Source organism: Bradyrhizobium sp. Arg816 (assembly GCF_029989365.1).
Lineage (GTDB): Bacteria > Pseudomonadota > Alphaproteobacteria > Rhizobiales > Xanthobacteraceae > Bradyrhizobium.
Genome location: NZ_JAPRAQ010000022.1, coordinates 100,080 through 125,190, shown reverse-complemented (window position 1 = coordinate 125,190; position 25,111 = coordinate 100,080). Strand labels below are relative to the sequence as shown.

The following is a 25,111-nucleotide window of genomic DNA, read 5'->3' as shown; positions in this document are numbered from 1 at the left end:
CAGGAGCAAAGCGGACGAAGCCACCAGTCACATGTCGAACCGGGTTTATAGGTACGCGGCCTAGTTCGCCTTGATGCCGGCCTCACTGATGAGCTTGCCCCATTTCGTGCTCTCGCTCTGAATGAAGCGGCCGAACTGCTCCGGCGAAGTCGGGGCGGGCTCTGCGCCGAGGGTCCGGATCTTCTCGGCCACCACCGGGTCTTTCAGCGCTTTCACGAAGGCATCGTTCAGCCTGGCGACGATGTCCGCAGGCGTGCCTGAGGGAGCAACGAGCCCGAACCAGCCCACGGATTCGAAGCCCGCGATGCCGCTCTCGGCAAGGGTCGGCACATCGGGCAAGGATGCAAGCCGGCGCGCCGACGAAACGCCGACGGCGTTGAGCTTGCCTTCGAGAATCAGTTGCCTCGATGCGGGGATATCCAGCACCGCGAAGGGGACATGTCCCGCAAGGACATCAACCGCCGCCGGCGCTGTCCCGCGATATGGAACGAGCTCCATGCTGATCCCGGCCTTCTGCGTGAACAGCGCGGCCGTCAGATGCATGGCCGTCGAATTGCCGCCATGTCCGATCGACAGCGCGCCCGGCTTTGCCTTGGCGAGCGCGATCGTCTCTGCCGCATTGTGCGCGGGCACGTTCGCGGACGCGACCAGCAAAAAAAAAAAAATTTCCGCCAGCAGCGTGATCGGCGCGAGATCCTTTGGGTCGAACGGCATCGACGAATTGAGGTGCGGGTTCACCGTCAGCGCGCCCGCCGGCGCAACGCCGAGCGTGTAGCCGTCGGGCCTGGCCTGGGCCACCGCCGCCATGCCGATATTGCCCCCGGCGCCTGCGCGGTTCTCGATCACCAGGCTCTGCTTGAGTTCGGCGGTGACCAGCGGCTCGAGCGCACGGATGACGGTGTCGGCGCTGCCGCCGGGAGGGAAGGTCACGATGATCTTGATCAATTGGTCCGGATAGGCTGCGCGGCCTGCCTCCAGCGGCAGCACAACGAAAGTCGCGGCCGTCAGCACGGCCAGAATGCGGCGCCTTGCAACATGAAACACGTTCTCCTCCCCCAAATACGTTCTTTTGTTTGTGAGCACGATCAGGCTGCCCCGGGGGCAGCCTGTTACCAATCACGCCGCAGCACCAGTGATGCGCGCAAGCAAGCCTTGCGGATCTTCGGGCGCGGCCTGCCCGCGCCAGGCGATGTGCTGATCGGGTCGCGCCAACACCAGCTTCTCGGCATAGGCCCCGTTCGCCTCATCCGGCGCGATGTCGACCAGCGCAAGCGGCATGCCACGCTGTTCTGCGGCAGAGAGCAGCCGCGCCACATCAATCGCCGGGTCAAGCCGCAGCAACGTGTAGCCGGCTCCGAAGGCGTCGTAGAGCGATCGTCCGTCGCGCAGGAAGACATGCGGCGCCCGGGCGCCCGGCACGGTGGAGGGCGTAAAGCTTCCCATCGCGTAGGCCGGCGGGGTTTCGCCGTCATAGGCGATGATCGGCGAGGCGTCGTAATAGTAGCCGAAGTTGAGGCCTGCGCAGCAATATTGCTGCACGTTGAGATCGTAGGCTGCTCTCGCAAGCGAAGCACGCGCGGCGTGGCCGCGCAGCGTGTCATCCTCGATCTCCGCGGACACGCCGCCGCGCTGCGCCATCATCTTCATCGCATGGTCCATGGCAAAGCGCGACACCTGGTCGGTGATGGGCTGGCGCTCCGCCTCATAGGCATCGAGGATCGAATCAGGTGCCCAGCCGTTCAGATGCGCCGCCAATTGCCAGCAGAGATCGACGGCATCAGCAATGCCCGCATTCATGCCGTAGCCCGCATAGGGCATCCACAGATGCGCGGCGTCGCCGCAGATGAAGACCCTGCGGTCGCGGAAGCGATCGGCCACCAGCCGGCGCCCGACCCAGTCCTCCTTGCTGAGGATTTTGTACTCGAACCGCGCGTCGACGCCGAGGATCGCGCGGATCGACCAGTCGCGATCGACCGAGTCGAATTCGGGCTCGTCGGGCCTGAGATGATTATGGATCAGCCAGCGGTCATGGCCGTCGATTGCAACCGTGGTGCCGGAGCGGCGCGGGTTGAGCGAGAGCACCATCCAGGCCGGCTTGTGCGCGCCCATCAACTCCTTCAGTTGCGGCGCCTCGATGAAGGTCGATTGCACGCGCTGGATCACCGGCGTCCCGGACAGGCTGGCACCGATCGATTTGCGGACGAGGGAGCGGCTGCCGTCGCAGCCGACCACGAAGTCGGCTTCGATGCGGAGCGAACTTCCGCTGTCGAGATTGCGTGCGAGGGCGACCACATGATCGTCGCCCTGCTCGATATCGGAGATCTCCGTGCGTGCCAAAATGGTGATGCGCGGCTGAGCGGCCGCATGGCTGAACAGGATCGGCTCGAGATAGACCTGGTTGATCCGGTGCGGCGGCTCCGGCGTCGGCCACCAGGTGTCGGGGCCGCCGGTTGCGCTGTAGCGGCGCGCGCGCGAGGGAATGTCGATGCGGCAGAGCTCGATGCCGGTCGCCGTGGTCCGGTAGGAGCAATCGTTCGGGAAGTCCGCGGGCAGACCCGCGTCGCGCAGCTTTGCCGCGACGCCGAGCCGGCGGAAGATCTCCATCGAGCGCGCCGAGACGTGATTGCATTTGACGCTGGGCGGATCGCCGGCATGGCGGATCTCCGCGACGACGACGTCGATCCCGCGCGAGGCCAGATCCATGGCCGCGGTCAGTCCCACGGGCCCGGCGCCCACGACCAGCACCTGTGTCCTCATGCTCGTTTCCATCCCCTCGCATCGTCGCGGATTCGTTGCCCGCGCAGCATGCATTTTATTGCAGGCTCTCTTATGCGATAAGCCGGAAAGAATTCATCAATTCATGAGCTTTACCTATGAATGTCACCTTGCGGCAATTGCGGGCCTTCACTGCCGTGTATCGCACGCGCAGCATCACGCGGGCCGCGCGCGAGCTGGGCATCACGCAATCGGCGGCGAGCCTCCTGGTTCAACAGCTCGAAGTGCGTCAAACTGTTCGACCGCTCCACGCGTTCGGTGCACCCGACACTGGCCGCCGACGAGGCCTTTCACGCCGCCGAGCGCATGTTGAGCGATGCGCTGGGCCTGTCGCGGCGCATGCATGACCTCGCGCAGGCGCGTGCCGGCCGCGTCGCGTTCGTCGCGTCGGCGGGTGCCGCTTCGGCACTGCTGCCGCAGGTTCTCGCGAAATTCCGCGCAGGCCATCCCGAGATCGACATCGACATGCGCGACGTCGCCGCCGACGACCTCGTTCCGCGCCTGATCGCAACCGATGCCGAGTTCGCGATCGGCAGCGTCGAGGGTGAATTCGCGGAGATGACAATCGAGACGCTGACCCGCGGCAGGCTGAGCGCAATCGGCCGTCGTACCGCAGACTTCGCCGCGCGGCGCGCGCTGACATGGGATGAGCTGGCGCAGCTCCCGACCATCGCGATGCGGCGCGAGACGCGAATCCGCATGCAGATCGACCAAGCACTCGGCGCGCAGGGCAAGCACCTTTCTCCAACCTATGAGGTCACGCTGATCAACACCGCGCTCGCCATGACCGCCCAGGGCCTCGGCCTCGCTATCCTCCCCGCGACGATGCTGCCGGCCGATCAATTCCCGACGCTGATCGCAAGACCGCTGATACGCCCGGCGATCACCCGCCCGGTGTCGCTGCTGCAGCGTCAGGGACGGACGCTGTCGCCGGCGGCGCACGCGTTTGTGGCGACGGCTCGGATGGTGCTGGCGGGGTCGTAATCAACGCCGCAGGCCGCTGCCCGGGCTACTCCGCGAGATTATGCTGCTGCCAGCGCAACAGATAGGCCTGCAATCGCCAGATCAACGCGGACAGCGCAACGCCGACCAGCATCAGCACCACGACGGCGACCATCATTCCCGACGCCTCCGCCCGCGCCTCGGACTCGATGATCAGGCGCCCGATTCCTCGTTCCGCACCGATGAACTCGCCGACGATCACGCCGATCAGGGCGAATGAGATCGCAGGCGTCAGCGAGGCAAAGACCCAGGCCATGGTCGAAGGGATGACCACCGTGCGGGTGATCTGCCACTCGCTGGCACCGAGCAGCCGCGCCGCGTTGACAAAGCCCTCGTCGATCGAGCGCGCCCCTTCGAACGTATTGAAGAACACGAGGAAGACGACCACGATCCATGACGTGACGATCTTCGAGGTATCGCCGATGCCGAAGGCCAGCACGATGATCGGCGCCAGCGCGATGCGGGGGATCGAATTCACCGCCGTGATGAACGGCTGGAAGATCGCGCTGAGCCGGTCCGAACGGCCCAGCACGAGGCCCGCGGCGAAGCCGCTGCTGACGCCGGTGACGAACCCGAAGAACGTGTTCTTCAGGGTGACGGCGGTCGCGATCCAGAGATTGTTCTCCGATCGCGCCATGCAGCGGGCGAATTCGCCATTGAACCAGCCGTTGAACACGCCGAGCTTCGACTTGAGGCAGCTCAGGATCAGGAAATGCTCGAAGATGTCGGACGGCTTGGACACGAAATAGGGGTCGAGCAGATCGGGCACCAGCCAGGGAAGGCGGCCGTGCAGATCGTACCCCCACTGCCAGATCGACAGGAAGCCGACGCAGATCAACATCTGCCAGGCCAGCGTTCTGCCGGGGCGGCGCGCGCGCCTCATGGCTTGCGGCCCTTGATGAATTCCTCGCCGAGCGAGTGCCAGATCAGCTGGAACAGCTCGGCATAGCGCGGCGTTTCCCGGATCTTCACCGCATTGCGCGGGCGGGCGAAATCCACCTCGAAACTCTCCTTGATCCGGCCGGGCCGCGCGGAAAACAGAATGATGCGGTCTGCGAGCGTCAGGGCCTCGCCGAGATCATGGGTCACGAACAGCACGGTCTGCTTTTCCCGTTCCCAGATGCGCAGCAGCACATCGTGCATGTCGATCTTGGTGTGGGTGTCGAGCGCGCCGAACGGCTCGTCCATCAACAGAACCTGCGGCTCGACGACCAGCGTTCGCATCAAGGCGGCGCGCTGGCGCATGCCGCCCGACAGCGCCGAGGGATAGGCATTGTCGAAATCCTGCAGCCCGGCTTGCGTCAAGCAGGCACGGACCCGATCCTTTCGCTCCGCTGCCGGGACACCCGCCAGTTCGAGGCCGTAACCGATGTTGTCAGCGACGGTGCGCCAGGGAAACAGGGTGTCGCGCTGGAACACATAGCCGACATTGGGCGTCGCCTGTCCGGGGACGACGGCCGTACCATCAATCAGGATCTGACCGCTGGTCGGCTTGACCAGGGTTGCGATCATGTTGAGGACGGTGCTCTTGCCCGAGCCGGATGGCCCCAGCAGGGCGACGAATTCGCCGCGCCGGACATTGAAGGAGACGTCGCGTACGGCCTCGATGGCGGCACCCGCCAGCTGGAAGGTCTTGCACAAACCGCGCACGTCGATGCGCCGCGTGTCAGGCGGCGCATCGACGTGCGGCGTGTGTAAAGCCTGGATCGTCAAGCCGGATAGGCCTTGCGTGCCGCTTCGATGAAGCTGGTGTTGACGACGTCGGCCATCGCGAGCGGCTTGATGCCGGTCATTTCACGAAACCAGACCTTCTGACCGCGCGCGAAGCTGGCGGCATCGATGATGCCTTCGTAATCGGTGACCTTCTTCATGACGCCGCTGTCGAAAATATTCGCATCGCGCGACGTGCTTCCGACGTAAGGCTCGATCATGTCATAGATCTCTTCGGGAGAGTGCCCCTTGATCCAAAGGGTGGCGCGCCACAGCGCCGTGACGAACGCCTGCATCTTCGCCGGGTCCTTGTCGATGTTCGCCTGCAACGTGAAATGAGACGTCACCGGGACCTTGCCGCCGATATACTTGGTCCAGACCGCCTCGTCCGTTCCATCGAACAACAGCGCACCCCAGCCCTGCTCCACCGAATCCTTCAGGATCGATGGCGAGTTGATGAGAACATCGACCTGCTTCGTCTTCAACGTGCCCATCATGGTGTCGACATTGCCGGTGCCGATCCAGGTCACCTTGTCGTCCAGCCCCATGGTTTCCATGTAGTAGGAGGCCCAGACGTGGTTGGTGCCGCCCAGTGACGACACCGAAACGATCGGCTTTCGTCCATCGGGCCGTTTCCACTTCGCCAGCGCCTCCAGGGTGGTGATGCCCTGATCGAACAGATCCTTGCGGATGATGAAGATCGCGGCGTTGCTGCGGGTATCGACCGGCATCAGGACGCGCGCGCTGCGGCCGTGATTGCTGAGTTGCATCGGGTGGGTGATGTCGCCGATACCGATATCGCCCTGGGACGAAGCGATGATCTCGCGCGTCTTCACGCCGCTGCCGCCCTGGATCAGCTTGCAGTCGAGGCCGGCCTCCTTGAAGAACCCGGCCCGGTCGGCGACGAATTGAGACTGATAGACCGGAATGGCCACCGGATAGATCACGCGGCCCGACGGCGTATCCGCCCACGCCCGACCTGCCGCCATGGACGCACCGGCGCCGGCGACGATCGTCAACGCGGCCCGTCTGGTGACCCGATTCCTCATCACGCGTGCTCCCTCTCCTTGCCGACGACCTTGTCGAGCGCGTTCAGAACCGCATCGCCCATCTCCTGGGTCGAAAGTCTTTTTGCGCCGGCTTCGGCGATATCGGCCGTTCTTGCGCCGGCAGCCAGCGCCGTATCCACGGCCTTCTCCAGCAGCACGGCATCATCGGGCCGATTGAGGGTGATGCGCAACATCATCGCGACGCTGAGGATCGAGCCGAGCGGATTGGCGATGCCCTTGCCCGCAATGTCGGGCGCGCTGCCATGGACCGGTTCATAGAGCGCCTTGCGGCGGCCGAGCCGGTCCGGCGGCCCGAGCGAGACCGACGGCAGCATGCCGAGCGAGCCCGACGCCATCGCGGCGCAATCGGAGAGAATGTCGCCGAAGATGTTGCAGGTCACCATGACGTCGAACTGCGACGGCGCCCGCACGATCTGCATCGCGGCGTTGTCGACATAGAGGTGCGTCAACTCCACATCGGAGAATTCCGCCTCGTGCAGCGCGGTGACCTCCTCGCGCCACAGCACGCTGGTTTCCAGCACATTGGCCTTGTCGACGGAGCAGACCCGGCCCTTGCGCGTCCGCGCCAGTTCGAACGCGGTTCGCGCCACCCGGCGAATCTGGCTGGTGGTGTATTGCTGCGTGTTGAAACCGCGGCGCTGACCATCGGGCAGCGTTTCGATGCCGCGCGGCTCGCCGAAATAAATGCCGCTGGTGAGCTCGCGGATGATGATGAAGTCGACATCCTTCAGCACCGCGGCCTTGAGCGGCGCGGAATCCGCCAGCGCCGGATTGGCGACGATGGGCCGGAGATTGGCATAGAGGTCGTACTTGCTGCGCAGCGACAGCAGGCTTCCCGCCTTGCGCGCCGCCGGAGGGACCTCAGTGGTCTCAGGACCACCCGTCGCACCCCAGAGTATAGCGTCGGCCTCCTCCATCGCTTCGACGGTGTCATCGGGCAACACCTTGCCCGTCGCGAGATAGGGGATGAGACCGTATTGCGCTTCGCGCAGAGCCACGGGAATGCTGCGCCTCGCCGAAAACCATTTGAGAATGCGATGGGACTGGTCGGTCACTTCAGGACCGATGCCTTCACCGCCGACCACGGCGACCTTGATCATGTTCGAGAGCGTGTTCATGCCAATTGCCCTGCCGATTATCCTGCCTGATGTCCTGCAAAGTGAATCCACGGCCGCGCGTCGCGGTCGGATGCCTGGAATGCGCGGATCTCGTGGTCCCGCCGCAACGTCAGCGAAATCTCGTCGAGGCCTTCGAGCAGACCCGCGCGCCGGCGCGGATCGATCTCGAAGACGTGCCGCACACCCGATGGCGAGGTGACGGTCTGCTCCTGCAGGTCGACACTGACACGTCCCGCGCCCTGGCTCGCTTCGATCTCCGCGGCGAGACCGTCGATGACGGCTTTGTCCAGCACCACAGGCAGGATGCCGTTCTGGAAGCAGTTGGCGAAGAAGATGTCGCCGAAACCGGATCCGATGATGGCGCGGATGCCCATTTCCTGCAGCGACCACACCGCCGCCTCCCGCGACGAGCCGCAGCCGAAATTCGGCCCCGTGACCAGGATTTCCGCCGCGCGATAAGGCTCGCGATTGAGGATGAACTCCGGATTGTCCGAGCCATCGGGCAAATAGCGGAGCGAACCGAACGCCCATTTGCCGAGATTGCCGCGGACGGAATTTCCGATCATGCGGTTGATGCTGATGATGACGTCCGTATCGACATTGGTGCGCATGATCGGCGCCGCCGTCGCGGTCAGTTTGGTGAAGGCTTGCGGCATCTAGCGCTCCATCGTTCGGACGTCGGCGATGGCGCCGGACACCGCCGCCGCCACGGCCATGGCCGGACTTGCCAGATGGGTGCGGGCACGCGGCCCTTGGCGGCCGACGAAATTCCGGTTCGACGTCGATACCGAGCGCTGGCCGGGCGGCACGGTTTCACCGTTGGCGGCAAGGCACATCGAGCATCCGGGCTCGCGCCATTCAAAGCCCGCGTCGATGAAGATCTTGTCGAGCCCTTCGGCCATTGCATCGCGCCTGACGGTCTCCGACCCCGGCACGACCCAGGCCCGCACACCCGGCGCAACCTTGCGGCCGCGCGCGACTTCGGCCGCGGCGCGCAGATCGCTGAGGCGGCTGTTGGTGCAGGAGCCGATGAAGACCCAATCCACCGGCGTGCCGGCGATCGGCGCACCGGGCTTCAGGCCCATATAGTCGAGCGCGATCTCGATCGCGCCGCGGCGCGCCGGATCGGCGATGTCGGCGGGATCCGGGATGCGGCCATCGACACCGAGGACATGTTCGGGACTGGTGCCCCAGGTGATCTGGGGGATGATGGTGCCGACGTCGATCGACACTTCGCGATCGAACATTGCGTCGCTGTCGCTCCGAAGCGTCCGCCACGCCGCGACGGCCCGGTCCCACATCTCGCCTTGCGGCGCGTAGGGACGGCCGCGGATATAGGCGAACGTCGCCTCATCCGGCGCGATCAGCCCCATCTTGGCGCCGAGCTCGACCGACAGATTGCAGATGGTGAGCCGCCCTTCGATCGGCATGTCCCTGATCGCACTGCCGGCATATTCGACGGCATAGCCGGTGCCGCCGGCGGCGCCGACATGGCCGATCAAGGCGAGGATGAGATCCTTCGCCGTCACGCCGAACGGCAGCCGGCCGTCGAATGTCACGCGCATGGTTTTGGGCCGGCGCTGGATGATGGTCTGGGTCGCCAGCACATGCGTGAGCTCGCTGGAGCCGATGCCGAAGGCGAGCGCGCCGAGCCCGCCATGGGTGCAGGTGTGGCTGTCGCCGCAGACGATCAGGCAGCCGGGCAGGCTGAGACCGAGCTCCGGGCCGATGACATGGACGATGCCCTGCCCGGGCTGGTCGAGGTCGAACAACCGGATGTTGCTTGCCGATGTCTCGGTCCGCAACGCCGCCAGCAGCTCCCACCCGGTCTTGATCGTGCCGGCACGCCCGGACGCCGTCGAAATCGCATGATCCGGCGTGGCGAAGGTCAGTTCGGGATTGTGGACCGGAATGTTGCGGCTTTTGAGGTTGATCAGGCCGGCGGAGCCGCCGAGGTCATGCAGAAAATGGCGATCCACATGAAGCAGATCGGTATCATCGCTGATGTGGGCGATGACATGCTGGTCCCAGATTTTGGCCAGCAGCGTGCGACCACGCGTGTCCACGATCCGTCCTCCCCTGTTCGGCATCTGATGTGCCGTGTTGCCGTCGATCATGCCGACCGACAGCGATGTTGGGAAGCAGGATAGAAGTCCGTCGCGGAAATGTGCAGTGACGGTTGGGCAGGGAGCCATCGCGGCCGGCGATGGCAGGCCGTCGGCAGAAGCGATGTCAGCTTCGGCCGCGCACGACCGTCAGCCGGTCGGAGACGCCGCTCGTGGCGAGACGGGCATCGTCATGGGTCCGCAAATGCTCCACCAGCAGCTTCGTCACCGAAGGCAGAGACTTGTAATCGCGCACGCCGATGACCAGGTCGCGGCGCGCCCAGGACTCGTCGAGCGGGACGGTGACGAGACTGTCGACGCCGTAGCGGTCGCGAACGATCTCCAGCGGCACGACACCGACCCCCATCCTGGCATCGACGACGCGGAACAGCGCATCGAAACTGCTGACGCGGATGCGCACCTTGAGGTGCTGCCCGAGCGCCGCGGCGGCCCTGACGCACAGCGTCTCGATCGAGCTGCCCTTCTCCAGGCTGACGAAGTCGAAATCGACCAGCTCGCGGAAGCGAACGCTGCTTTGGCCCGCCAGCGGGTGGTCGCGCGTGACCAGCGCGACCAGGCTGTCGCTGCGATAGGACAGCAGCTCCAGATCCTGTCCGTCGATGTTGCCGCCGAAAATGCCGATGTCGGCCCGGTTCTCCACCACCGCGCGCACGATCGCGGGGCTGAGATCCTCCTCGATGTCGATGTGGACCAGCGGATGCCGCTCCAGGAACAGGCTGAGCTCGTCGGCGAGAGCTTCGAGGATCGCGGACTTGTTGGCACAGATCCGGATCAGCCCGCGCTTGCCCTGCCGGTATCCCGTCAGCTCGCTCTCGAGCTTGCTGAGGTTGCCGAGGATGATGCGGGCGTGCTCGAGCAGGGCGAAGCCGGCAGGTGTGGGCTCGATCCCTTTCGAATGACGATGCAGCAGCTCGACCTGAAACAGGTCCTCGATATCCGAGACGCGGCGGCTGACCGCGGACGCGGCAATGTTCTTCTTCTCCGCCGCCTTCGCAATGCTCTGCTCCTCGACGATCGCCACGAAGAGTTGCAGCGTGAGGAGGTCGATTTTGGTGGTCATCCGGAGGGTCCTCGGGCGGGTCGTCACGAGGGGGCATTGTGGAGAAGCTTGGCGGCCGGTCGCAAGTGCGGTGTCAGATTGCGATCCCCTAGGACGACACCAGAGGCTGCGATGCAAAGAGGCTGTCTTCTTTTGGCGGGGCTTTCTCAAAGCCGTTTTGATATGGCGGAGAGGGAGGGATTCGAACCCCCGATAGGCTTGCACCTATGCCGCATTTCGAGTGCGGTGCATTCAACCACTCTGCCACCTCTCCTGAAGGCGCCATGGTAGGAGCAGGGCCCCTGTGGTTGGGGGCGTTAATAGGCGAGGATGGCGGGCCAGACAAGGCGCGAAAGGGGAAAATCCGCTGCCTCTTTCAGCCCCTGCCCTGGAGCCGTTTCCGCTCCGGTGAATCGGAACGGAGCTCCGGATTCTTGTTTTGACGCGTTTTCCTGACGCGAACCGGTGTCCACTTCGCTCGAAAACGCTCTCACCGCCGGGAGGAACTGCCGTGGAGCATCTCACGATCAAGGCCAATGGTGCCGATTTGCACCTGGTCCGCGCTGGCAGCGGCAAACCGCTGCTTTTGCTGCATGGCTGGCCGGAATTCTGGCTGACCTGGGAGCCGGTGATGTCCAGGCTTTCGGACCGATTCATGCTGATCGCGCCCGATCTGCGCGGCTTCGGCGACAGCGACAAGCCGGACGGGCCTTTTGGGCCGGACGGCCATGCGGACGACATGCTGGCGCTGATGGAGGGGCTCGGCATCGACCGATTCGCCGTGGTCGGCCACGATGTCGGCGGCGCCGTGATGCAGCCTTTGGCCCGGCAGCAGCCCGAGCGGCTCGCGGGGCTGTTTTTCTTCGACTTCGTCTATCCCGGCATCGGGCCGCGCATGGCGGCGCCGGATAGGCTCAACCACATCTGGTATCAGTCCTTCCACCAGATGGAGCTGGCTCCGGCGCTCGTCGGCGCGAGCCGCGACAGCTGCCGGCTCTATATCGGTCACTTCCTCAAGGGCTGGGCGCATCAGAAGAGCGCCTTCGACGATGTTCTCGACGCCTTCGCCGACAATTTCTTCAGAGAAGGCAATCTCGCCGGCGGATTTGCGCATTATCGCGCCTCGCATGCCGGGCGGGTCGCGATGATGAAGGGCGAGGCGCCGAAACTGCCGCCGATCGACGTGCCGACCTGCGTGCGCTGGGCCGAGCACGACCCGCTGTTTCCCTATGCCTGGACCGATCGTCTCGGCGAGACGTTTGGCGATCTCGATCTCGCGATGTTTCCGGGCGTCGGCCACTTCCCGCATCGGGAAGATCCGGATCGCGCAGCCGCGGAGATCGCGGCGTTCTTTCAGCGGATTGGCTGGAGCTAAGCCCTAAAATCAGGGGTGGGACCGCCAGACGCGGTAAACACTGGCGGTCCCGTGCCGCTCATTGAAATACTGGCTGGGAAGGGCGGCTTCGCCGGCCAGGGTGAGGCGACGATTCGACCGTAGCGAGTGTCCTGTGCGCTGCAACGCAATCCGGTCCTTAACCTAACCAGTCAAGGTTACTCCTTGTCGTTCTTGCTGCTTTCCTTGCCCTTTTTCTTGCCGTTCTCAGTCAAATCCCGGTCTTTTCCGTTGCCGTTGTCCTTGCGGCGGTTGGTGAAGCGGGCATTGCCGAGCCCGGTGCCGATGGTCAGCACGCCCCAGCGATCGACGTCCTGCATGAACGGCACCTCGGAGAGGCCCTGAACCACGCCGTCATTGTGCATCAGGATCGCGGTGTCGTGCTCGCCGATCACGGGGATGCCCTCGATCAGGCTCGCCGGCAGGTTGAACTTGCTGCTCTCCCAATTGCCCGGCAGGTTCTGTGCGCCCTTCTCGATCGAGCCGTCCGCGTTGATAACGCCGGGACAGGCGATGCCGATGAACGGCGCGAGCTTGAAGCCCTCTTTCTCGGCCTCGGTGATCAGCCCCTTCAGCATCTTGATGAGCCGCTTCACCGCGCCCTCGCGGGTCGGCTCGTCATCGGCATGACGCCACAGCTCGGATTTCACGACCTTGGCCTTCGAGAGGTCCTTGGCCTTCTTCCAGCCGGTCTCCACCAGGCCGCAGCGGATGTTGGTGCCGCCGATGTCGACGGCGAGGATGCTGTCATGGGCCTCGAAGATCCATGACGGCGCCAGATGCAGCGTGCCGAGCAGGCCGGCTTCGTCGGGGTGATGGCGGATCGGCACCATGTCGATCTTGAAGTCCTCGGCCTTGAGGATGATCTCGGTGCGCGCGATCGCGAGCTCGCCGAGCCGGGAATCGCGGAAGCCGCCGCCGACGACGATGCGCTCGGTCTTGGCCCAGGCCTTGCTCTTGAGGAAGCGACGGGTGACGTAAGCGAGCTCCTGGGCAAAGTCCTCGATGGCGCTATGCACCACGGCCCAGGCCTCGGTGTCGTCGCCGACCAGGATGGCGTCCAGCGTCTTCTTGCTGATGTTTTCCGAGGGCTCCTTGCCGAACGGGTCCTCCCCGGTCTTGCGCAAGGGCTTGCGCCAGCGCTCGAGGATCTCGCGAAACGCGCCCTTGCTGGCGCGGTCGCCGAGGAAGCCGTCCTCGTCCTTCATCTCGATGTTGAAACTGTCGACGTTCACCGAGGGCAGCCGCTCGGCGCCGTGGAGCGCGATGCCCGTCGTCTTGACCAACTCGTCCGTTGCCATGGAAAGCCCTTGCCCGTGTGCCAATTCGAGCGGGATAACGGCGCGGGAACCCGTAAGTTGCAAACCGGCTGCAGATTCGCCGGAGGGCCGGGAAGATGCCAAATCCTTCAAATCCGGGCCGTTTCCGGTGGTTTTCCTTGACTTGCAGCGTCCGGCGGCTATAAGTCCCACAACCGGCGCGGGGCGTTTCTCGCGCTGTTTGTTTTTGCGTGGGTTTTCAAAGGGATAACTCCCGCCCGCACAAAACGCGCATAAACCCATAGCGACTGACAAAAAGCCGGCCCGGACGATTCTCGTCGCGAGGCCGGGATTTGAACACGGAGAAAAAACGATGTTCGCAGTCATCAAAACCGGCGGCAAGCAATACCGCGTCGTGCCGGATGATGTTCTCGAAGTAGGCAAGATCGAAGGCGAAGTCGGCTCGATCATACAGCTGAATGAAGTTCTGGTGGTCGGCGGCGACACGCCGGTCCTGGGCATTCCGACGGTCGCCGGTGCGTCCGTTGCGGTCGAGGTGCTTGACCACAAGCGCGGACCCAAGGTCATCGCGTTCAAGAAGCGCCGCCGCAAGAATTCGCGCCGCAAGCGCGGCTATCGCGACGAGATTACGGTCCTCCGCATCTCCGAGATCCTGACGGACGGCGCCAAGCCCACCAAGGGCCCGCGTCCGAAGCGGGAGAAGGTCGCGAAGGAAGCCGACAAGGAAGCCGACGCCGCATAAAATCGATCACGCCAATTCACGAATTGATGCGTGACAGATTTTGAAATGATTCCGTCAAGGAATTGACCTAGAACTACGTAGGATTTCGGAGACGAGCTATGGCTCACAAAAAAGCAGGCGGTTCATCGCGCAACGGTCGCGATTCCAAGGGTAAGCGCCTCGGCATCAAGGCGTTCGGCGGGGAAGTTGTGATTCCCGGCAACATCATTGCGCGTCAGCGCGGCACCACTTGGCATCCCGGCCTCAATGTCGGCATGGGCACGGACCACACTCTGTTCGCCAAGATCGAGGGTCGCGTCACGTTCCAGGCCAAAGCCAACGGCCGCACCTTCGTATCGGTGCTCCCGCTCGCCGAGGCGGCTGAATAGACGGTGGACCAAATTTGGAGTCCGCCGGGTCCTTGACCGAACCGGCGGAGTCCACAAGACGGCTCCAGGGGAGGCAGGGAAACCGGCCTCCCCTTTCGTTTGACTTGCTCACTTTTCACTTAGTGACTTTGACGGAGCCGGACATGTTGCAGGATTTCTCGAGCGCGACCTTGCGGGAGGCGAGACCTGATGTCGTCGCCACCGAGCGGCTGACGTTGCGGCGCCCGACTCTCGCCGACGTCAGGACCATCGCCCACCTCGCCAACGACCGCCGTGTCGCGGAAAACACCCGCCGCCTTCCCCACCCCTATTCGCAGGACGACGCCGTCGAATTCGTCCGCGCCACCGCCGCGCTCGGCAGCGAGACCGTGTTCCTGATCGAGCACGACACCGGGCCGGTCGGCATCGTCGGCATCGACCGCTCCACGCCCGACAATGCCGAGCTCGGCTACTGGCTCGGCGTCGAGCATTGGGGCCAGGGCTTTGCCACCGAGGCCGCGCGCGGCGCGATCGACTTCTTCTTCGAGGAGTTCGAGGAGGATAATCTCTATGCGGGCGCGCGCGTCACCAATCCGGCCTCGCGCAACGTGCTGGAGAAGTGCGGCTTCCAGTGGAGCGGCGTCCAGCTGCATCGCTTCCTCGCGCTGGGCTCGTCCACGCCGGTCGATTGCTTCCGCCTGTCGCGCGGCGTGTGGTCGTCGCTGAAGAACTGGAGCAGTGCGCGACGGATGAGGTAGGGCGCGGTGACACCCTCCCCTGGAGGGGTCCGAGACGAGCGTAGCTCGCTCGTGGGTCGATGCGCATGCAGCGAAGCGGAATGCGCAGCGGGGTGGGGTGCAGCCACAGCAATGGTCTCACCCTATCACTGCCGACCGAAACACCATCTTCGCGGAGAGACCGTCACCCCACCCCGCTCGCGCTTCGCGCGCGCGACCCTCCCCCTCCAGGGGAGGGTAAGGGCTACGCCGGCGGATTGACCTCAGCGCTCGGGCGGCCGAGATCGCGTTCGCGCAGGTAAATGTAGAACCCGGCGCCGATGATGATGGCGGCGCCGATGATGGTGGCAATCGACGGCACGTCGCCGAACACGACGAAGCCGAAGATCACGGCCCAGACGATCATCGAATATTGGTAGGGCACCACGACGCTGGCCGGTGCCAGCTTGAGCGAGCGGTTGACGCAGAACAGCGCCGTCACCGAGACGCAACCCGCCATTGCGAAGATCACGAGGCTGCCCGGTGTCGGCGGCACCCAGTGGAATGCCGACAGCACAGCACCCAGCGAGAACGTGCCGATGAATTGCGACGACGCCATCACGATGTCGGGCGTCTTGCGCAGGCTGCGCGTGATCAGCATCAGCGTCGCAAACGACAGACTGCCGCCGAGCGCAATCAGCGCCGGCAGGCTGACCGTCTGCGCCGACGGCCGCAGCGCGATCAGCACGCCGCAGAAGCCGATCAGGATCGCCGTCCAGCGCCGCCAGCCGACCTTCTCGCCCAGAAAGATCGCCGACATCGCGGTGACGAAAATGGGGCCCGCGAGATAATAGGTGATGACGTCGGCGAGCGGCAGATAGACTGCCGCGAGGAAGAAGGCGGCCACTTCCAGCGTCGACAGCACGACGCGAAACAGCTGCAGGCCCGGCCGCTCCAGATGCAGGAACTGGTGACGCTGCCGCCAGACCAGCGGCGACAGCAGCAGCAGCGCCGCGCAGGCGCGCAGGAACAAGAGCTGCCCCACGGAATACGTCCCGACCAGGAACTTGCCCATGGCGTCGCCGAACGAGAACATGAAGATCGACAGCACCATCAGCGCGATGCCGGCAAGGCGCGCGGAGCGATCGTCATAGGCGGAGAGATTCTTGAAGAAGGGCATCGGCGTCGTTTTAATCACGTGGGCGCGCCGGACAAGCCCGCATCTGCAGATTGAACGGATTGTCGCACTCTTCGCGGCGCGATAGCGATAGGCGCCTCCCCAACGAAAGAGCACGGACATGACCGACTTCGACCCGACCCGGCATCGCATGATCCCCGCGCAACGCTGGTTTGAGGATTTCGTGGTCGGCGAGCGCTTCGTGCTGCCGAGCCGCACCCAGACCTCGGCGGTGTTCGCCGCGTTCCAGACCGCGAGCGGCGACACCCATCCCGTGCATTACGACGTGGAATATTGCCGCAGCCGCGGCATGCCGCATCTGCTCGCCCATGGCTTCCAGACCTTGATCCACACGGCACCCGGCGCAGGCCTGTTTCCGTTCATGGTCGAGGACTCCCTGGTCGGCTTCCTCGAGCAATCGAGCCGGTTCCTCAAACCGGTGTTCGCCGACGACACCATCTATCCCGCGCTCGAGGTCACCGAGCTCGTGCCGGGTCGCACGACCGGCGTGGTGACGCTCAAAAGCACCGTATTCAACCAGCGCAAGGAGCTGGTGCTGGAGGGGATGCAGAAATTCCTGATCCGGAGACGGCCTGCAGGTTAAGCACGGGGCCAAATTCGCAGGATTTCGGCCGATTCAGGGATAAGTCCGGGTTGCCGCGCGGGACCGCCTGCCCTACCTATGGCCCATGAAATTCCTCGACGAAGCAAAGGTCTATATCCGCTCCGGTGACGGCGGGAACGGCTGCGTGGCGTTCCGCCGCGAGAAGTTCATCGAATTCGGCGGTCCTTCCGGCGGCAATGGCGGCCGCGGCGGCAATGTGATCATCGAGGTCGCCGACGGCCTCAACACGCTGATCGACTACCGCTACCAGCAGCATTTCAAGGCCCAGAAGGGCGAGAACGGCTCGGGCTCGGACCGCCATGGCGCCAACGGCAAGGCGATCGTGCTGAAGGTGCCCGTGGGCACGCAGATCTTCGATGAGGATCGCGAGACCCTGATCCACGACTTCACCAATGTCGGCGAAAAATTCGTGCTGGCCGAGGGCGGCAATGGCGGCTTCGGCAATGCGCATTTCAAGTCCTCGACCAATCGCGCGCCGCGCAACGCCAATCCCGGCCAGCCCGGCGAGGAGCGCTGGATCTGGCTGCGGCTGAAACTGATCGCGGATGCCGGTCTTGTCGGCATGCCCAATGCCGGCAAGTCGACCTTCCTTTCCAAAGTCAGCGCGGCGCGGCCCAAGATCGCCGACTATCCCTTCACCACGCTGCATCCGCAGCTCGGCGTCGTGAACGCCGACGGTCGCGAATTCGTGCTGGCGGACATTCCGGGTCTCATCGAAGGCGCGCATGAAGGCACAGGTCTCGGCGATCGCTTCCTCGGCCATGTCGAGCGCTGCCGCGTGCTGCTGCATCTGATCGACGCAACCTGCGAGCATGCCGGCAAGGCGTACAAGACCGTGCGCAAGGAGCTCGACGCCTATGGCGGGCTGCTCACCGACAAGATCGAGATCGTCGCGCTGAACAAGATCGACGCGGTCGAGCCGGACGAGTTGAAGAAGCAGAAGGACCGACTGAAGCGCGCCGCCAAGAAGACACCGCTGCTGCTCTCCGGCATCACCGGCGACGGCGTGAAGGAAGCGTTGCGCGCGCTCGTCGAAGTGATCGGCGAGGCCCCGGTATCGGCCAAGGCGAAGAGCGCGGCCGAAGCGGAGCCGTGGTCGGCGTAATCCGACCCGCTCACGCGGCCCGCTTGTCTTCGCTGGCGCGATAGCGCAGCATCAAAAGATCAAGAAACGGCAGGGGCGAAGCATGGCGCGCGCGAAGAACGTTCTCTGGATCATGTGCGACCAGCTTCGCTACGACTATCTCGGCTGCACCGGCCATCCCACGCTGAGAACGCCCAACATCGACGCCATGGCCAAGCGTGGCGTGCTGTTCAGCAAGGCGTATGTGCAATCGCCGATCTGCGGCCCGTCGCGGATGTCGTTCTACACCGGACGCTACATGCGCTCGCACGGCTCGCACTGGAACGGCTGGCCGCTGCGCGTCGGCGAGCCCACGCTCGGCGACCACCTCAAGAAGATCGGCGTGCGCAACGTGCTGGTCGGCAAGACCCACATGGCGCCCGACCTCGAGGGCATGAAGGCGCTCGGCATCCCGCCGGAATCGATGATCGGCGTGCACGTCGCCGAATGCGGGTTCGAGCCTTATGAGCGTGACGACGGCCTGCACCCGACGGGACGGCCGCGCCCGAAATACGATGAATATCTGCGCCAGCAAGGTTTTGAAGCGACCAATCCCTGGGAGCATTGGGCCAATTCGGGCGCAGCGGACGACGGCTCGCTGCAGAACGGCTGGCTCCTGGTGCATGCCGACAAGGCCGCGCGCGTGCCGGACGAGCATTCCGAGACGCCCTACATGACGCGGCGCGCGATGGACTTCATCAGCGAGGCCGAGACCGACGGCAGGCCGTGGTGCCTGCATCTGTCCTACATCAAGCCGCACTGGCCCTATATCGCGCCCGAGCCCTATGCCAGCATGTATTCGACCGATGACATGATCCCGGCGATCCGCTCCGCGCGCGAACGCCAGAATCCGCATCCGGTGTTCGGCGCCTACATGGACATGCGCTACTCCCGCAACATGGCGCGCGACGAGGCCCGCGAGAAGGTGATCCCGACCTATATGGGCCTGATCACCCAGATCGACGACCAGATGGGCGTGCTGATGAAGTTTTTGGAGGAGCGCGGCCTGCTGGACACCACCATGATCGTGTTCACCTCCGATCACGGCGACTATCTCGGCGATCACTGGATGGGCGAGAAGGATCTGTTCCACGAGCAGTCGGCGAAAATTCCGCTGATCGTCATCGATCCGTCGAAGGAAGCTGACACCACGCGCGGCACGCGCAACGACGCGCTGGTGGAAGGCATCGATCTCGCGCCGACCTTCGTCGATTATTTCGGCGGCAAGGTGCCGGGCCACATTCTCGAAGGACGTTCGCTGCTGCCGCTGCTGCGCGGGCCGACACCGAGCGATTGGCGCAAGGTGGCGTTCTCCGAATACGACTACGCCATGCAGGACGTCCGGCTGAAGCTGCACCAGCCGATCGAGCGCTGCCGCTTGTTCATGGCGTTCGACGGCCGCTGGAAATACATCCACGCCTCCGGCTTCCGCCCGATGCTGTACGACCTCGAAACCGATCCGGAAGAGTTTTTGGATCGCGGCGACGATCCGGAGTGTGCCGGCATCATCGCACGGTTGCAGGCGGAGCTGTTCGACTGGGCGCTGCATCCCAACGACCACATCACGACGCCGCGCGAGAAGATCGCGAGCTATGCCGACAACCAGCTCCAGGTGAAGGGCGGGATCCTGATCGGTGTCTGGGACGAAGCCGAGCTTGCGGCGATTAAGGACGGCATCGCGCAGCGCGCGAAGCTCTAGAACCCTCATGGTGAGGAGGCGCGCAAGCGCCGTCTCGAACCATGAAGGCCCCGCTGCTACAGCCGGGCCTTTCATCCTTCGAGATGCCGCTCCGCGGCTCCTCAGGATGAGGGGATAGAGTAGCGCGCGGCGTTCAATTCTCGATCTTGTACCCCGTCGCCTTCACGATCGGCTGCCAGAACGCCGTGTTCGCGGCGAGCTCCTTGGTCAGCCCATCCGCGGTGCTGCCGACCGGAATCAGCCCGATCGCGGTGAGCTTCTCCTTCACCTCCGGCTTCGCAAGCGCAGCGCTTGCGGCGGCGCCGAGCTTGCTCGCGAACTCCGGCGGGCTGCCGGCGGGAAGCCACATGCCGTACCAGGCATCCGCAACGAGATCGATGCCGCTCTCCCTCAGCGTCGGGACCTCGGGCGCGAACGGCGAACGCTCGGCGCTCGCGACCGCGATGATCTTCACGCCCTTGGCGCGATGCTGCGGCAGCGCATCGGCCAATGTCACGATGCCGAACGACAGATGGCCGCCGATGAGATCGTTGAGGATAGGCGCGCTCCCGCGATAGGGCACGCGGGTCAAGGGAATGCCGAGATCCTTCTCCAGTTTGGAGCCGGCGAAATGCGGAATGGTGCCGTTGCTCGGCACGCCGAACGACGTCTTGTCCGGATGCGCCTTCAGCCACGCCACGAATGACTTGAAATCCGCGGCATCGATCCCCGGACCGATCACCAGCGCGAATTCGAACCGCGCCAACAGCGACACCGGCATAAAATCCTTGGCCGTGTCGAAGCTCGGAATCGTCTCCACCATCGGCAGTAGGTACATGGTCGGCCCGGTCGTCACCAGCACCATGCTGCCGTCGGCACTCGCGCCCTTCACGGCCTTGATACCGATCAGGCCGTCGCCGCCGGTACGGTTCTCGACCACGATGGTCCGCTGCAGCGCCGGCGCCATCTCCTGCGCGATCAGCCGGCACAGCGTGTCGCCGCCCGCGCCCGCGGCGAACGGGAAGATCATCTTTGTCAGCCCGGCCTGCGCTTGCGATCCGCCCGCCTGCGCCGACAGCGGCAACCCCAGACACCCGGCGATGAAGTTGCGACGATCCATCGGTTTCCTCTTTGAGCCCGTTATAGTTGGCAACAGTTAGAGCCAGGCGAGCGTCCCGGACAAGCACCGTTTACCATGCCCGCCGCCTTGCGCCGGCCATCGTCCTGCTGCAAAAGCAGGCCTTAACCGGCGCCGCTTATTTGCTCCGCCGTTCCCGAGCCCGAGCAATTCGTCACACGCGCCAACACATACTCACATGGCCAGCCCCGAACTCAGTCAATTCCGCCGCATCGTCGTCAAGGTCGGCTCCGCCCTGCTGGTCGATTCCGACAAGGGCGAGGTGCGCGCCTCCTGGCTCGCCGCGCTCGCCGACGACATGGCCAAGCTGCATCGCGAAGGACGCGATGTGCTCGTGGTGTCCTCGGGCTCGATCGCACTCGGCCGCAGCCGCCTCAAGCTGCCGCGCGGCCCGCTGAAGCTGGAGGAGAGCCAGGCCGCCGCCGCCGTCGGCCAGATCGCACTGGCGCGGATCTGGTCGGAGGTGCTCGGCGCCCACGGCATCGGTGCGGGGCAGATCCTGGTGACGCTCCAGGACACCGAGGAGCGCCGCCGCTATCTCAATGCGCGCTCCACCATCGGCAAGCTGCTGGAATGGCGCGCGATCCCCGTCATCAACGAGAACGACACGGTCGCCACCAACGAGATCCGCTACGGCGACAATGACCGCCTCGCCGCGCGCGTCGCCACCATGGCGAGCGCCGATTTGCTGGTGCTGCTGTCCGACATCGACGGGCTCTACGACGCCCCGCCGAAGAACAATCCGAACGCAAAACTCATTCCCGTGGTCGACAGCATTTCCTCGGAGATCGAGGCCGTGGCAGGCGACGCCGAGTCCGAGCTGTCGCGCGGCGGCATGCGCACCAAGGTCGAGGCCGCGAAGATCGCCACGACGGGCGGCACCCATATGCTGATCGCCTCCGGCAAGATCGAGCATCCCCTGCAGGCGATCGCGGACGGCGGCCGCTGCACCTGGTTCCTGACGCCGGCCAACCCCATCACCTCGCGCAAGCGCTGGATTGCGGGCACGCTGGAGCCGAAGGGCACCCTGACCATCGATGCCGGCGCCGTGACGGCGCTGCGTGCCGGCGCCAGCCTGCTGCCGGCAGGCGTGATCAAGGTGGAAGGCCAGTTCGCCCGCGGCGATGCCGTGGTTGTGCGTGGTCCTGATACCAGCGAGGTCGGCCGCGGCTTGATCGCCTACGATGCCGAGGTCGCCGAGCGGATCAAGGGCCGCTCCTCCCCGGACGTGATGGCCATCTTGGGCATCAGCGGGAGGTCCGAGATGATCCACCGCGACGATCTGGTGGTGGGCGGGTAAGGGCCGCGCCGGCCCTTTTCGCTGAATTTGCTGGGCCAATGACCCAACCGGCGCCTCGCCGGAGAGACCAGCCATACCCTCCCGACCCTTCGCAGACGCGGGATTTCCATGCTAGGACATCGCCTTAGCAGAAGGTTGAACTCCCCATGGCCGCCCCCCTCAAAGCCGTCGACGGCAACGCCGATCTCCAGGCGCTGATGTCCGATCTCGCCGCCCGTGCCCGCGCTGCCGCGCGCGTGCTGGCGCAGGCGCCGCCGGAGCAGAAGAACCGGGCGCTCGAAGCCATGGAGCGGGCGATCCGCGCGAACTCTGCCGCGATCCTTGCCGCCAATGCCGAGGACGTCGCGGAGGCCCGCGCCTCCGGCAATGCCACCTCCTCCTTCATCGACCGCCTGACCCTGACGCCGGCGCGCGTCGAAGCCATGGCCGAGGGCATCGGCATCGTGCGCGGCATCGCCGATCCGGTTGGCATCGTCACCGAGAGCTGGCAGCGGCCGAACGGCATGACCATCGAGCGCGTGCGCGTGCCGCTCGGTGTCGTCGGCGTGATCTTCGAGAGCCGGCCGAACGTTGCGGCGGATGCCGGCGTGCTGTGCCTGAAATCCGGCAATGCCGTGATCCTGCGCGGCGGCTCCGACAGTTTTCGTTCGTGCCGCGCGATCCATGAATGTCTGGTGCAGGGCCTGCGTGAAGCCGGGCTCCCCGAAGCGGCGATCACGCTGGTGCCGACGCGCGACCGCGCGGCGGTCGGCATGATGCTGTCAGGGTTGAACGGCGCCATCGACGTGATCGTGCCGCGCGGAGGCAAGAGCCTCGTCGCGCGCGTCGAGCAGGAAGCCCGCGTGCCCGTGTTCGCACATCTCGAAGGCGTCAACCACGTCTATATCGATGCCAGCGCCGACCTCGCCATGGCGAAGTCGATCGTACTCAACGCCAAGATGCGCCGCACCGGCGTCTGCGGCGCGGCCGAGACGCTGCTAGTCGATCGCGCCGCCGCCGCCAAGAACCTGAAGCCGCTGGTCGAGATGCTGATCGAGGCCGGCTGCGAAGTGCGCGGCGACGACGCCGTGCAGAAGACCGATGCGCGCGTCAAGCCTGCCAACGAGGATGATTGGGACACCGAATATCTCGACGCGATCATCGCGGCGAAGGTGGTGGACGGTATCGACGGCGCGATCGCGCATATCCAGAACCACGGCTCGCATCACACCGACGCGATCGTGAGCGCGGATGAGGCGAACGCGAAGAAATTCCTGAGCGAGGTCGATTCCGCGATCGTGCTGCACAATGCCTCGACACAGTTCGCCGATGGCGGCGAGTTCGGTTTCGGCGCCGAGATCGGCATCGCCACCGGCCGATTCCACGCCCGTGGTCCTGTTGGCGCCGAGCAGCTCACGAGCTTCAAATATCGCGTCCACGGCACAGGTCAGACGCGGCCGTAAGTCATGTCGCGAGGCGTGGGGCATTGAGTAACAATTTCGTCGCGCCACGTTTCTTCGCGCAGGCCATTCCGCCCTACACCGAAGGCATGCGCATCGGCCTGCTCGGCGGCTCGTTCAATCCGCCGCACGAGGCGCATCGCGCCATCAGCCAGTTCGCACTGAAACGCCTCCAACTCGACCGCGTGTGGTGGCTTGTGACGCCGGGCAATCCGCTGAAGGAGAACGGCACGCTGCATGAGCTCGGCGCGCGCATGCAGGCCGCGCGCGACGTTGCCGACGATCCCAGGATCGAGGTGAGCTGTCTCGAATCCGTCATTCGTACGCGCTACACTATAGACACGATCAACACCCTGCGCCGCCGTCTCAGTGGCTTGCGCTTTGTCTGGATCATGGGCGCCGACAATCTCGCTCAATTCCATCGTTGGCAGCACTGGCGGCGCATCGCCGACCAGGTGCCGATTGCGGTCATCGATCGCCCGCCGCAGAGTTTTCGCGCCCTCGCCTCGCCCGCTGCCCAGGCCCTCGCACGTTACCGCGTGCCCGAGACGGACGCGGCATTGCTTCCGGATCGCCCGGCGCCGGCCTGGGTCTTTCTGACGGGATTGAAACTGAACCTGTCCTCGACCGGCTTGCGGAACCCGGACGGGAGCTGGAAAGGTCCGAAGTGAGACGGAGTGTGTGAACGTTGTGGGGATTTCGGGCTGTCTGGCATATTGAAACCCTTAACCCCACATGATGTAGTGTAACCAGTGAGCGTCGGATTCGGCGTTCGCGATACAGTGAAAGGAATGGTCCCTGACCACATCTGTATTGTCCAAGTCTGTTTTACCCAAGGTAGCGAAACCGGCGCGTAAAACATCGACCAAAGCTGCGGCCTTGAAGGCGCAACCCGACGCCGACAAGACGCTGAGCCTGATCCTCTCCCGCCTCGACGACATGAAGGCGGAAGAGACGGTCACCATCGACCTTCGCGGCAAATCGGCGTACTCCGACTACATGATCGTCACCACCGGCCGGGTGAACCGGCACGTCGGCGCGATCGCGGACAACGTCGCCAAGGGCCTCAAGGAAAACGGCATCAAGAACATCCACGTCGAGGGCTTGCCCAATTGCGACTGGGTGCTGATCGATTCCGGCGATGTGATCGTGCACGTGTTCAGACCCGAGGTCCGCGAGTTCTACAATCTCGAGAGATTGTACACGCAGGGCCCAGGGGCGGCGAAGGCGATCTAGGCTCATCGAGCCGATTTCGAATCGGCTGACGCGCATGCTAGCGTCGTGCGCGCGCATATTGCGCGCGGTCTCGAAAC

23 protein-coding genes, 1 tRNA gene and 1 pseudogene are annotated in these 25,111 nt (G+C 64.7%); 12 read left to right on the top strand and 13 right to left on the bottom strand.

Annotated features, from left to right (window positions below; all coding sequences use genetic code 11):
* Nucleotides 1–60: 60 nt before the first annotated feature.
* Complete coding sequence (locus OWC48_RS35835; RefSeq protein ID WP_282524211.1) at nucleotides 61–1,044, bottom strand: tripartite tricarboxylate transporter substrate binding protein; 984 nt, start codon at nucleotides 1,042–1,044, stop codon at nucleotides 61–63.
* A gap of 72 nt (nucleotides 1,045–1,116) precedes the next feature.
* Nucleotides 1,117–2,757, bottom strand: a complete 1,641-nt coding sequence (locus tag OWC48_RS35830; RefSeq protein WP_282524210.1) for an FAD-dependent oxidoreductase — start codon at nucleotides 2,755–2,757, stop codon at nucleotides 1,117–1,119.
* Nucleotides 2,758–2,873: 116 nt separating this feature from the next.
* Here OWC48_RS35830 and OWC48_RS35825 point away from each other — a divergent pair.
* A pseudogene (locus OWC48_RS35825) lies at nucleotides 2,874–3,759 on the top strand (LysR family transcriptional regulator).
* Nucleotides 3,760–3,784: 25 nt separating this feature from the next.
* Here the strand turns inward: OWC48_RS35825 and OWC48_RS35820 are convergent.
* The 8 genes from OWC48_RS35820 to OWC48_RS35785 form a co-directional block, all read right to left on the bottom strand.
* Nucleotides 3,785–4,660 (bottom strand): ABC transporter permease, encoded by an 876-nt coding sequence (locus OWC48_RS35820; RefSeq protein ID WP_028158517.1) that lies wholly within the window; start codon nucleotides 4,658–4,660, stop codon nucleotides 3,785–3,787.
* Nucleotides 4,657–5,490 carry an ABC transporter ATP-binding protein gene (locus OWC48_RS35815; RefSeq protein WP_282524209.1) on the bottom strand — a complete coding sequence of 278 codons (834 nt, stop codon included), beginning with the start codon at nucleotides 5,488–5,490 and terminating at the stop codon, nucleotides 4,657–4,659. Before OWC48_RS35815 ends, OWC48_RS35820 begins: the two co-directional genes overlap by 4 nt.
* The gene (locus OWC48_RS35810; RefSeq protein ID WP_282524208.1) at nucleotides 5,487–6,536 is read right to left on the bottom strand and encodes an ABC transporter substrate-binding protein; all 1,050 of its coding nucleotides are present in this window, start codon (nucleotides 6,534–6,536) and stop codon (nucleotides 5,487–5,489) included. The genes OWC48_RS35815 and OWC48_RS35810 overlap by 4 nt, the downstream gene beginning before the upstream one ends.
* Entirely contained in the window at nucleotides 6,536–7,675 is a 1,140-nt protein-coding gene (gene leuB, locus OWC48_RS35805) for a 3-isopropylmalate dehydrogenase (protein WP_282524207.1), read from the bottom strand. Before leuB ends, OWC48_RS35810 begins: the two co-directional genes overlap by 1 nt.
* 17 nt (nucleotides 7,676–7,692) lie before the next feature.
* On the bottom strand, nucleotides 7,693–8,331 hold the full coding sequence (leuD, locus tag OWC48_RS35800; protein WP_282524206.1) for a 3-isopropylmalate dehydratase small subunit: 639 nt from the start codon (nucleotides 8,329–8,331) through the stop codon (nucleotides 7,693–7,695).
* Complete coding sequence (leuC, locus tag OWC48_RS35795) at nucleotides 8,332–9,765, bottom strand: 3-isopropylmalate dehydratase large subunit (RefSeq protein ID WP_306664620.1); 1,434 nt, start codon at nucleotides 9,763–9,765, stop codon at nucleotides 8,332–8,334.
* A gap of 142 nt (nucleotides 9,766–9,907) precedes the next feature.
* On the bottom strand, nucleotides 9,908–10,861 hold the full coding sequence (locus OWC48_RS35790; RefSeq protein WP_282524205.1) for a LysR family transcriptional regulator: 954 nt from the start codon (nucleotides 10,859–10,861) through the stop codon (nucleotides 9,908–9,910).
* Between the two features lie 163 nt (nucleotides 10,862–11,024).
* Nucleotides 11,025–11,114: transfer RNA gene (locus tag OWC48_RS35785), tRNA-Ser, on the bottom strand.
* A 237-nt stretch (nucleotides 11,115–11,351) separates the two neighbouring features.
* Here OWC48_RS35785 and OWC48_RS35780 point away from each other — a divergent pair.
* Nucleotides 11,352–12,215 (top strand): alpha/beta fold hydrolase, encoded by an 864-nt coding sequence (locus tag OWC48_RS35780; RefSeq protein ID WP_282524204.1) that lies wholly within the window; start codon nucleotides 11,352–11,354, stop codon nucleotides 12,213–12,215.
* Nucleotides 12,216–12,391: 176 nt separating this feature from the next.
* Here OWC48_RS35780 and OWC48_RS35775 read toward each other — a convergent pair whose 3' ends face one another.
* Nucleotides 12,392–13,534: an ROK family protein gene (locus tag OWC48_RS35775; protein WP_282524203.1), complete on the bottom strand. Its 1,143-nt coding sequence runs from the start codon at nucleotides 13,532–13,534 to the stop codon at nucleotides 12,392–12,394.
* Between the two features lie 331 nt (nucleotides 13,535–13,865).
* Here OWC48_RS35775 and rplU point away from each other — a divergent pair, with 331 nt between their 5' ends.
* The 3 genes from rplU (at nucleotide 13,866) to OWC48_RS35760 (ending at nucleotide 15,360) form a co-directional block, all read left to right on the top strand.
* Nucleotides 13,866–14,255 carry a 50S ribosomal protein L21 gene (gene rplU / locus OWC48_RS35770; protein ID WP_129269769.1) on the top strand — a complete coding sequence of 130 codons (390 nt, stop codon included), beginning with the start codon at nucleotides 13,866–13,868 and terminating at the stop codon, nucleotides 14,253–14,255.
* A 98-nt stretch (nucleotides 14,256–14,353) separates the two neighbouring features.
* Nucleotides 14,354–14,623 carry a 50S ribosomal protein L27 gene (rpmA, locus tag OWC48_RS35765; protein WP_008137923.1) on the top strand — a complete coding sequence of 90 codons (270 nt, stop codon included), beginning with the start codon at nucleotides 14,354–14,356 and terminating at the stop codon, nucleotides 14,621–14,623.
* A 143-nt stretch (nucleotides 14,624–14,766) separates the two neighbouring features.
* Complete coding sequence (locus OWC48_RS35760; RefSeq protein ID WP_282524202.1) at nucleotides 14,767–15,360, top strand: GNAT family N-acetyltransferase; 594 nt, start codon at nucleotides 14,767–14,769, stop codon at nucleotides 15,358–15,360.
* A 223-nt stretch (nucleotides 15,361–15,583) separates the two neighbouring features.
* Here OWC48_RS35760 and OWC48_RS35755 read toward each other — a convergent pair whose 3' ends face one another.
* Complete coding sequence (locus tag OWC48_RS35755; RefSeq protein WP_282524229.1) at nucleotides 15,584–16,498, bottom strand: DMT family transporter; 915 nt, start codon at nucleotides 16,496–16,498, stop codon at nucleotides 15,584–15,586.
* A 118-nt stretch (nucleotides 16,499–16,616) separates the two neighbouring features.
* On the opposite strand from OWC48_RS35755, the gene OWC48_RS35750 reads away from it, so the two are divergent.
* From OWC48_RS35750 to OWC48_RS35740, 3 genes are all read left to right on the top strand, one after another.
* Nucleotides 16,617–17,099, top strand: a complete 483-nt coding sequence (locus OWC48_RS35750) for a MaoC family dehydratase (protein WP_282524201.1) — start codon at nucleotides 16,617–16,619, stop codon at nucleotides 17,097–17,099.
* 85 nt (nucleotides 17,100–17,184) lie between these two features.
* On the top strand, nucleotides 17,185–18,225 hold the full coding sequence (gene obgE, locus OWC48_RS35745; protein WP_282524200.1) for a GTPase ObgE: 1,041 nt from the start codon (nucleotides 17,185–17,187) through the stop codon (nucleotides 18,223–18,225).
* Between the two features lie 82 nt (nucleotides 18,226–18,307).
* A complete protein-coding gene (locus OWC48_RS35740) occupies nucleotides 18,308–19,942 on the top strand; it encodes an alkaline phosphatase family protein (protein WP_282524199.1) in 1,635 nt (544 codons plus the stop codon).
* A 133-nt stretch (nucleotides 19,943–20,075) separates the two neighbouring features.
* Here OWC48_RS35740 and OWC48_RS35735 read toward each other — a convergent pair whose 3' ends face one another.
* On the bottom strand, nucleotides 20,076–21,041 hold the full coding sequence (locus tag OWC48_RS35735) for a Bug family tripartite tricarboxylate transporter substrate binding protein (protein ID WP_282524198.1): 966 nt from the start codon (nucleotides 21,039–21,041) through the stop codon (nucleotides 20,076–20,078).
* Between the two features lie 196 nt (nucleotides 21,042–21,237).
* Here OWC48_RS35735 and proB point away from each other — a divergent pair, with 196 nt between their 5' ends.
* The 4 genes from proB to rsfS all read left to right on the top strand — a co-directional run bounded on the left by proB (nucleotide 21,238) and on the right by rsfS (nucleotide 25,034).
* A complete protein-coding gene (proB, locus tag OWC48_RS35730) occupies nucleotides 21,238–22,359 on the top strand; it encodes a glutamate 5-kinase (protein ID WP_028169669.1) in 1,122 nt (373 codons plus the stop codon).
* 146 nt (nucleotides 22,360–22,505) lie between these two features.
* On the top strand, nucleotides 22,506–23,801 hold the full coding sequence (locus OWC48_RS35725) for a glutamate-5-semialdehyde dehydrogenase (protein ID WP_282524197.1): 1,296 nt from the start codon (nucleotides 22,506–22,508) through the stop codon (nucleotides 23,799–23,801).
* Between the two features lie 23 nt (nucleotides 23,802–23,824).
* Nucleotides 23,825–24,469 (top strand): nicotinate-nucleotide adenylyltransferase, encoded by a 645-nt coding sequence (locus OWC48_RS35720; protein WP_282524196.1) that lies wholly within the window; start codon nucleotides 23,825–23,827, stop codon nucleotides 24,467–24,469.
* Nucleotides 24,470–24,677: 208 nt separating this feature from the next.
* Nucleotides 24,678–25,034 carry a ribosome silencing factor gene (rsfS, locus tag OWC48_RS35715; protein ID WP_282524195.1) on the top strand — a complete coding sequence of 119 codons (357 nt, stop codon included), beginning with the start codon at nucleotides 24,678–24,680 and terminating at the stop codon, nucleotides 25,032–25,034.
* The last annotated feature ends 77 nt before the right edge of the window (nucleotides 25,035–25,111 follow it).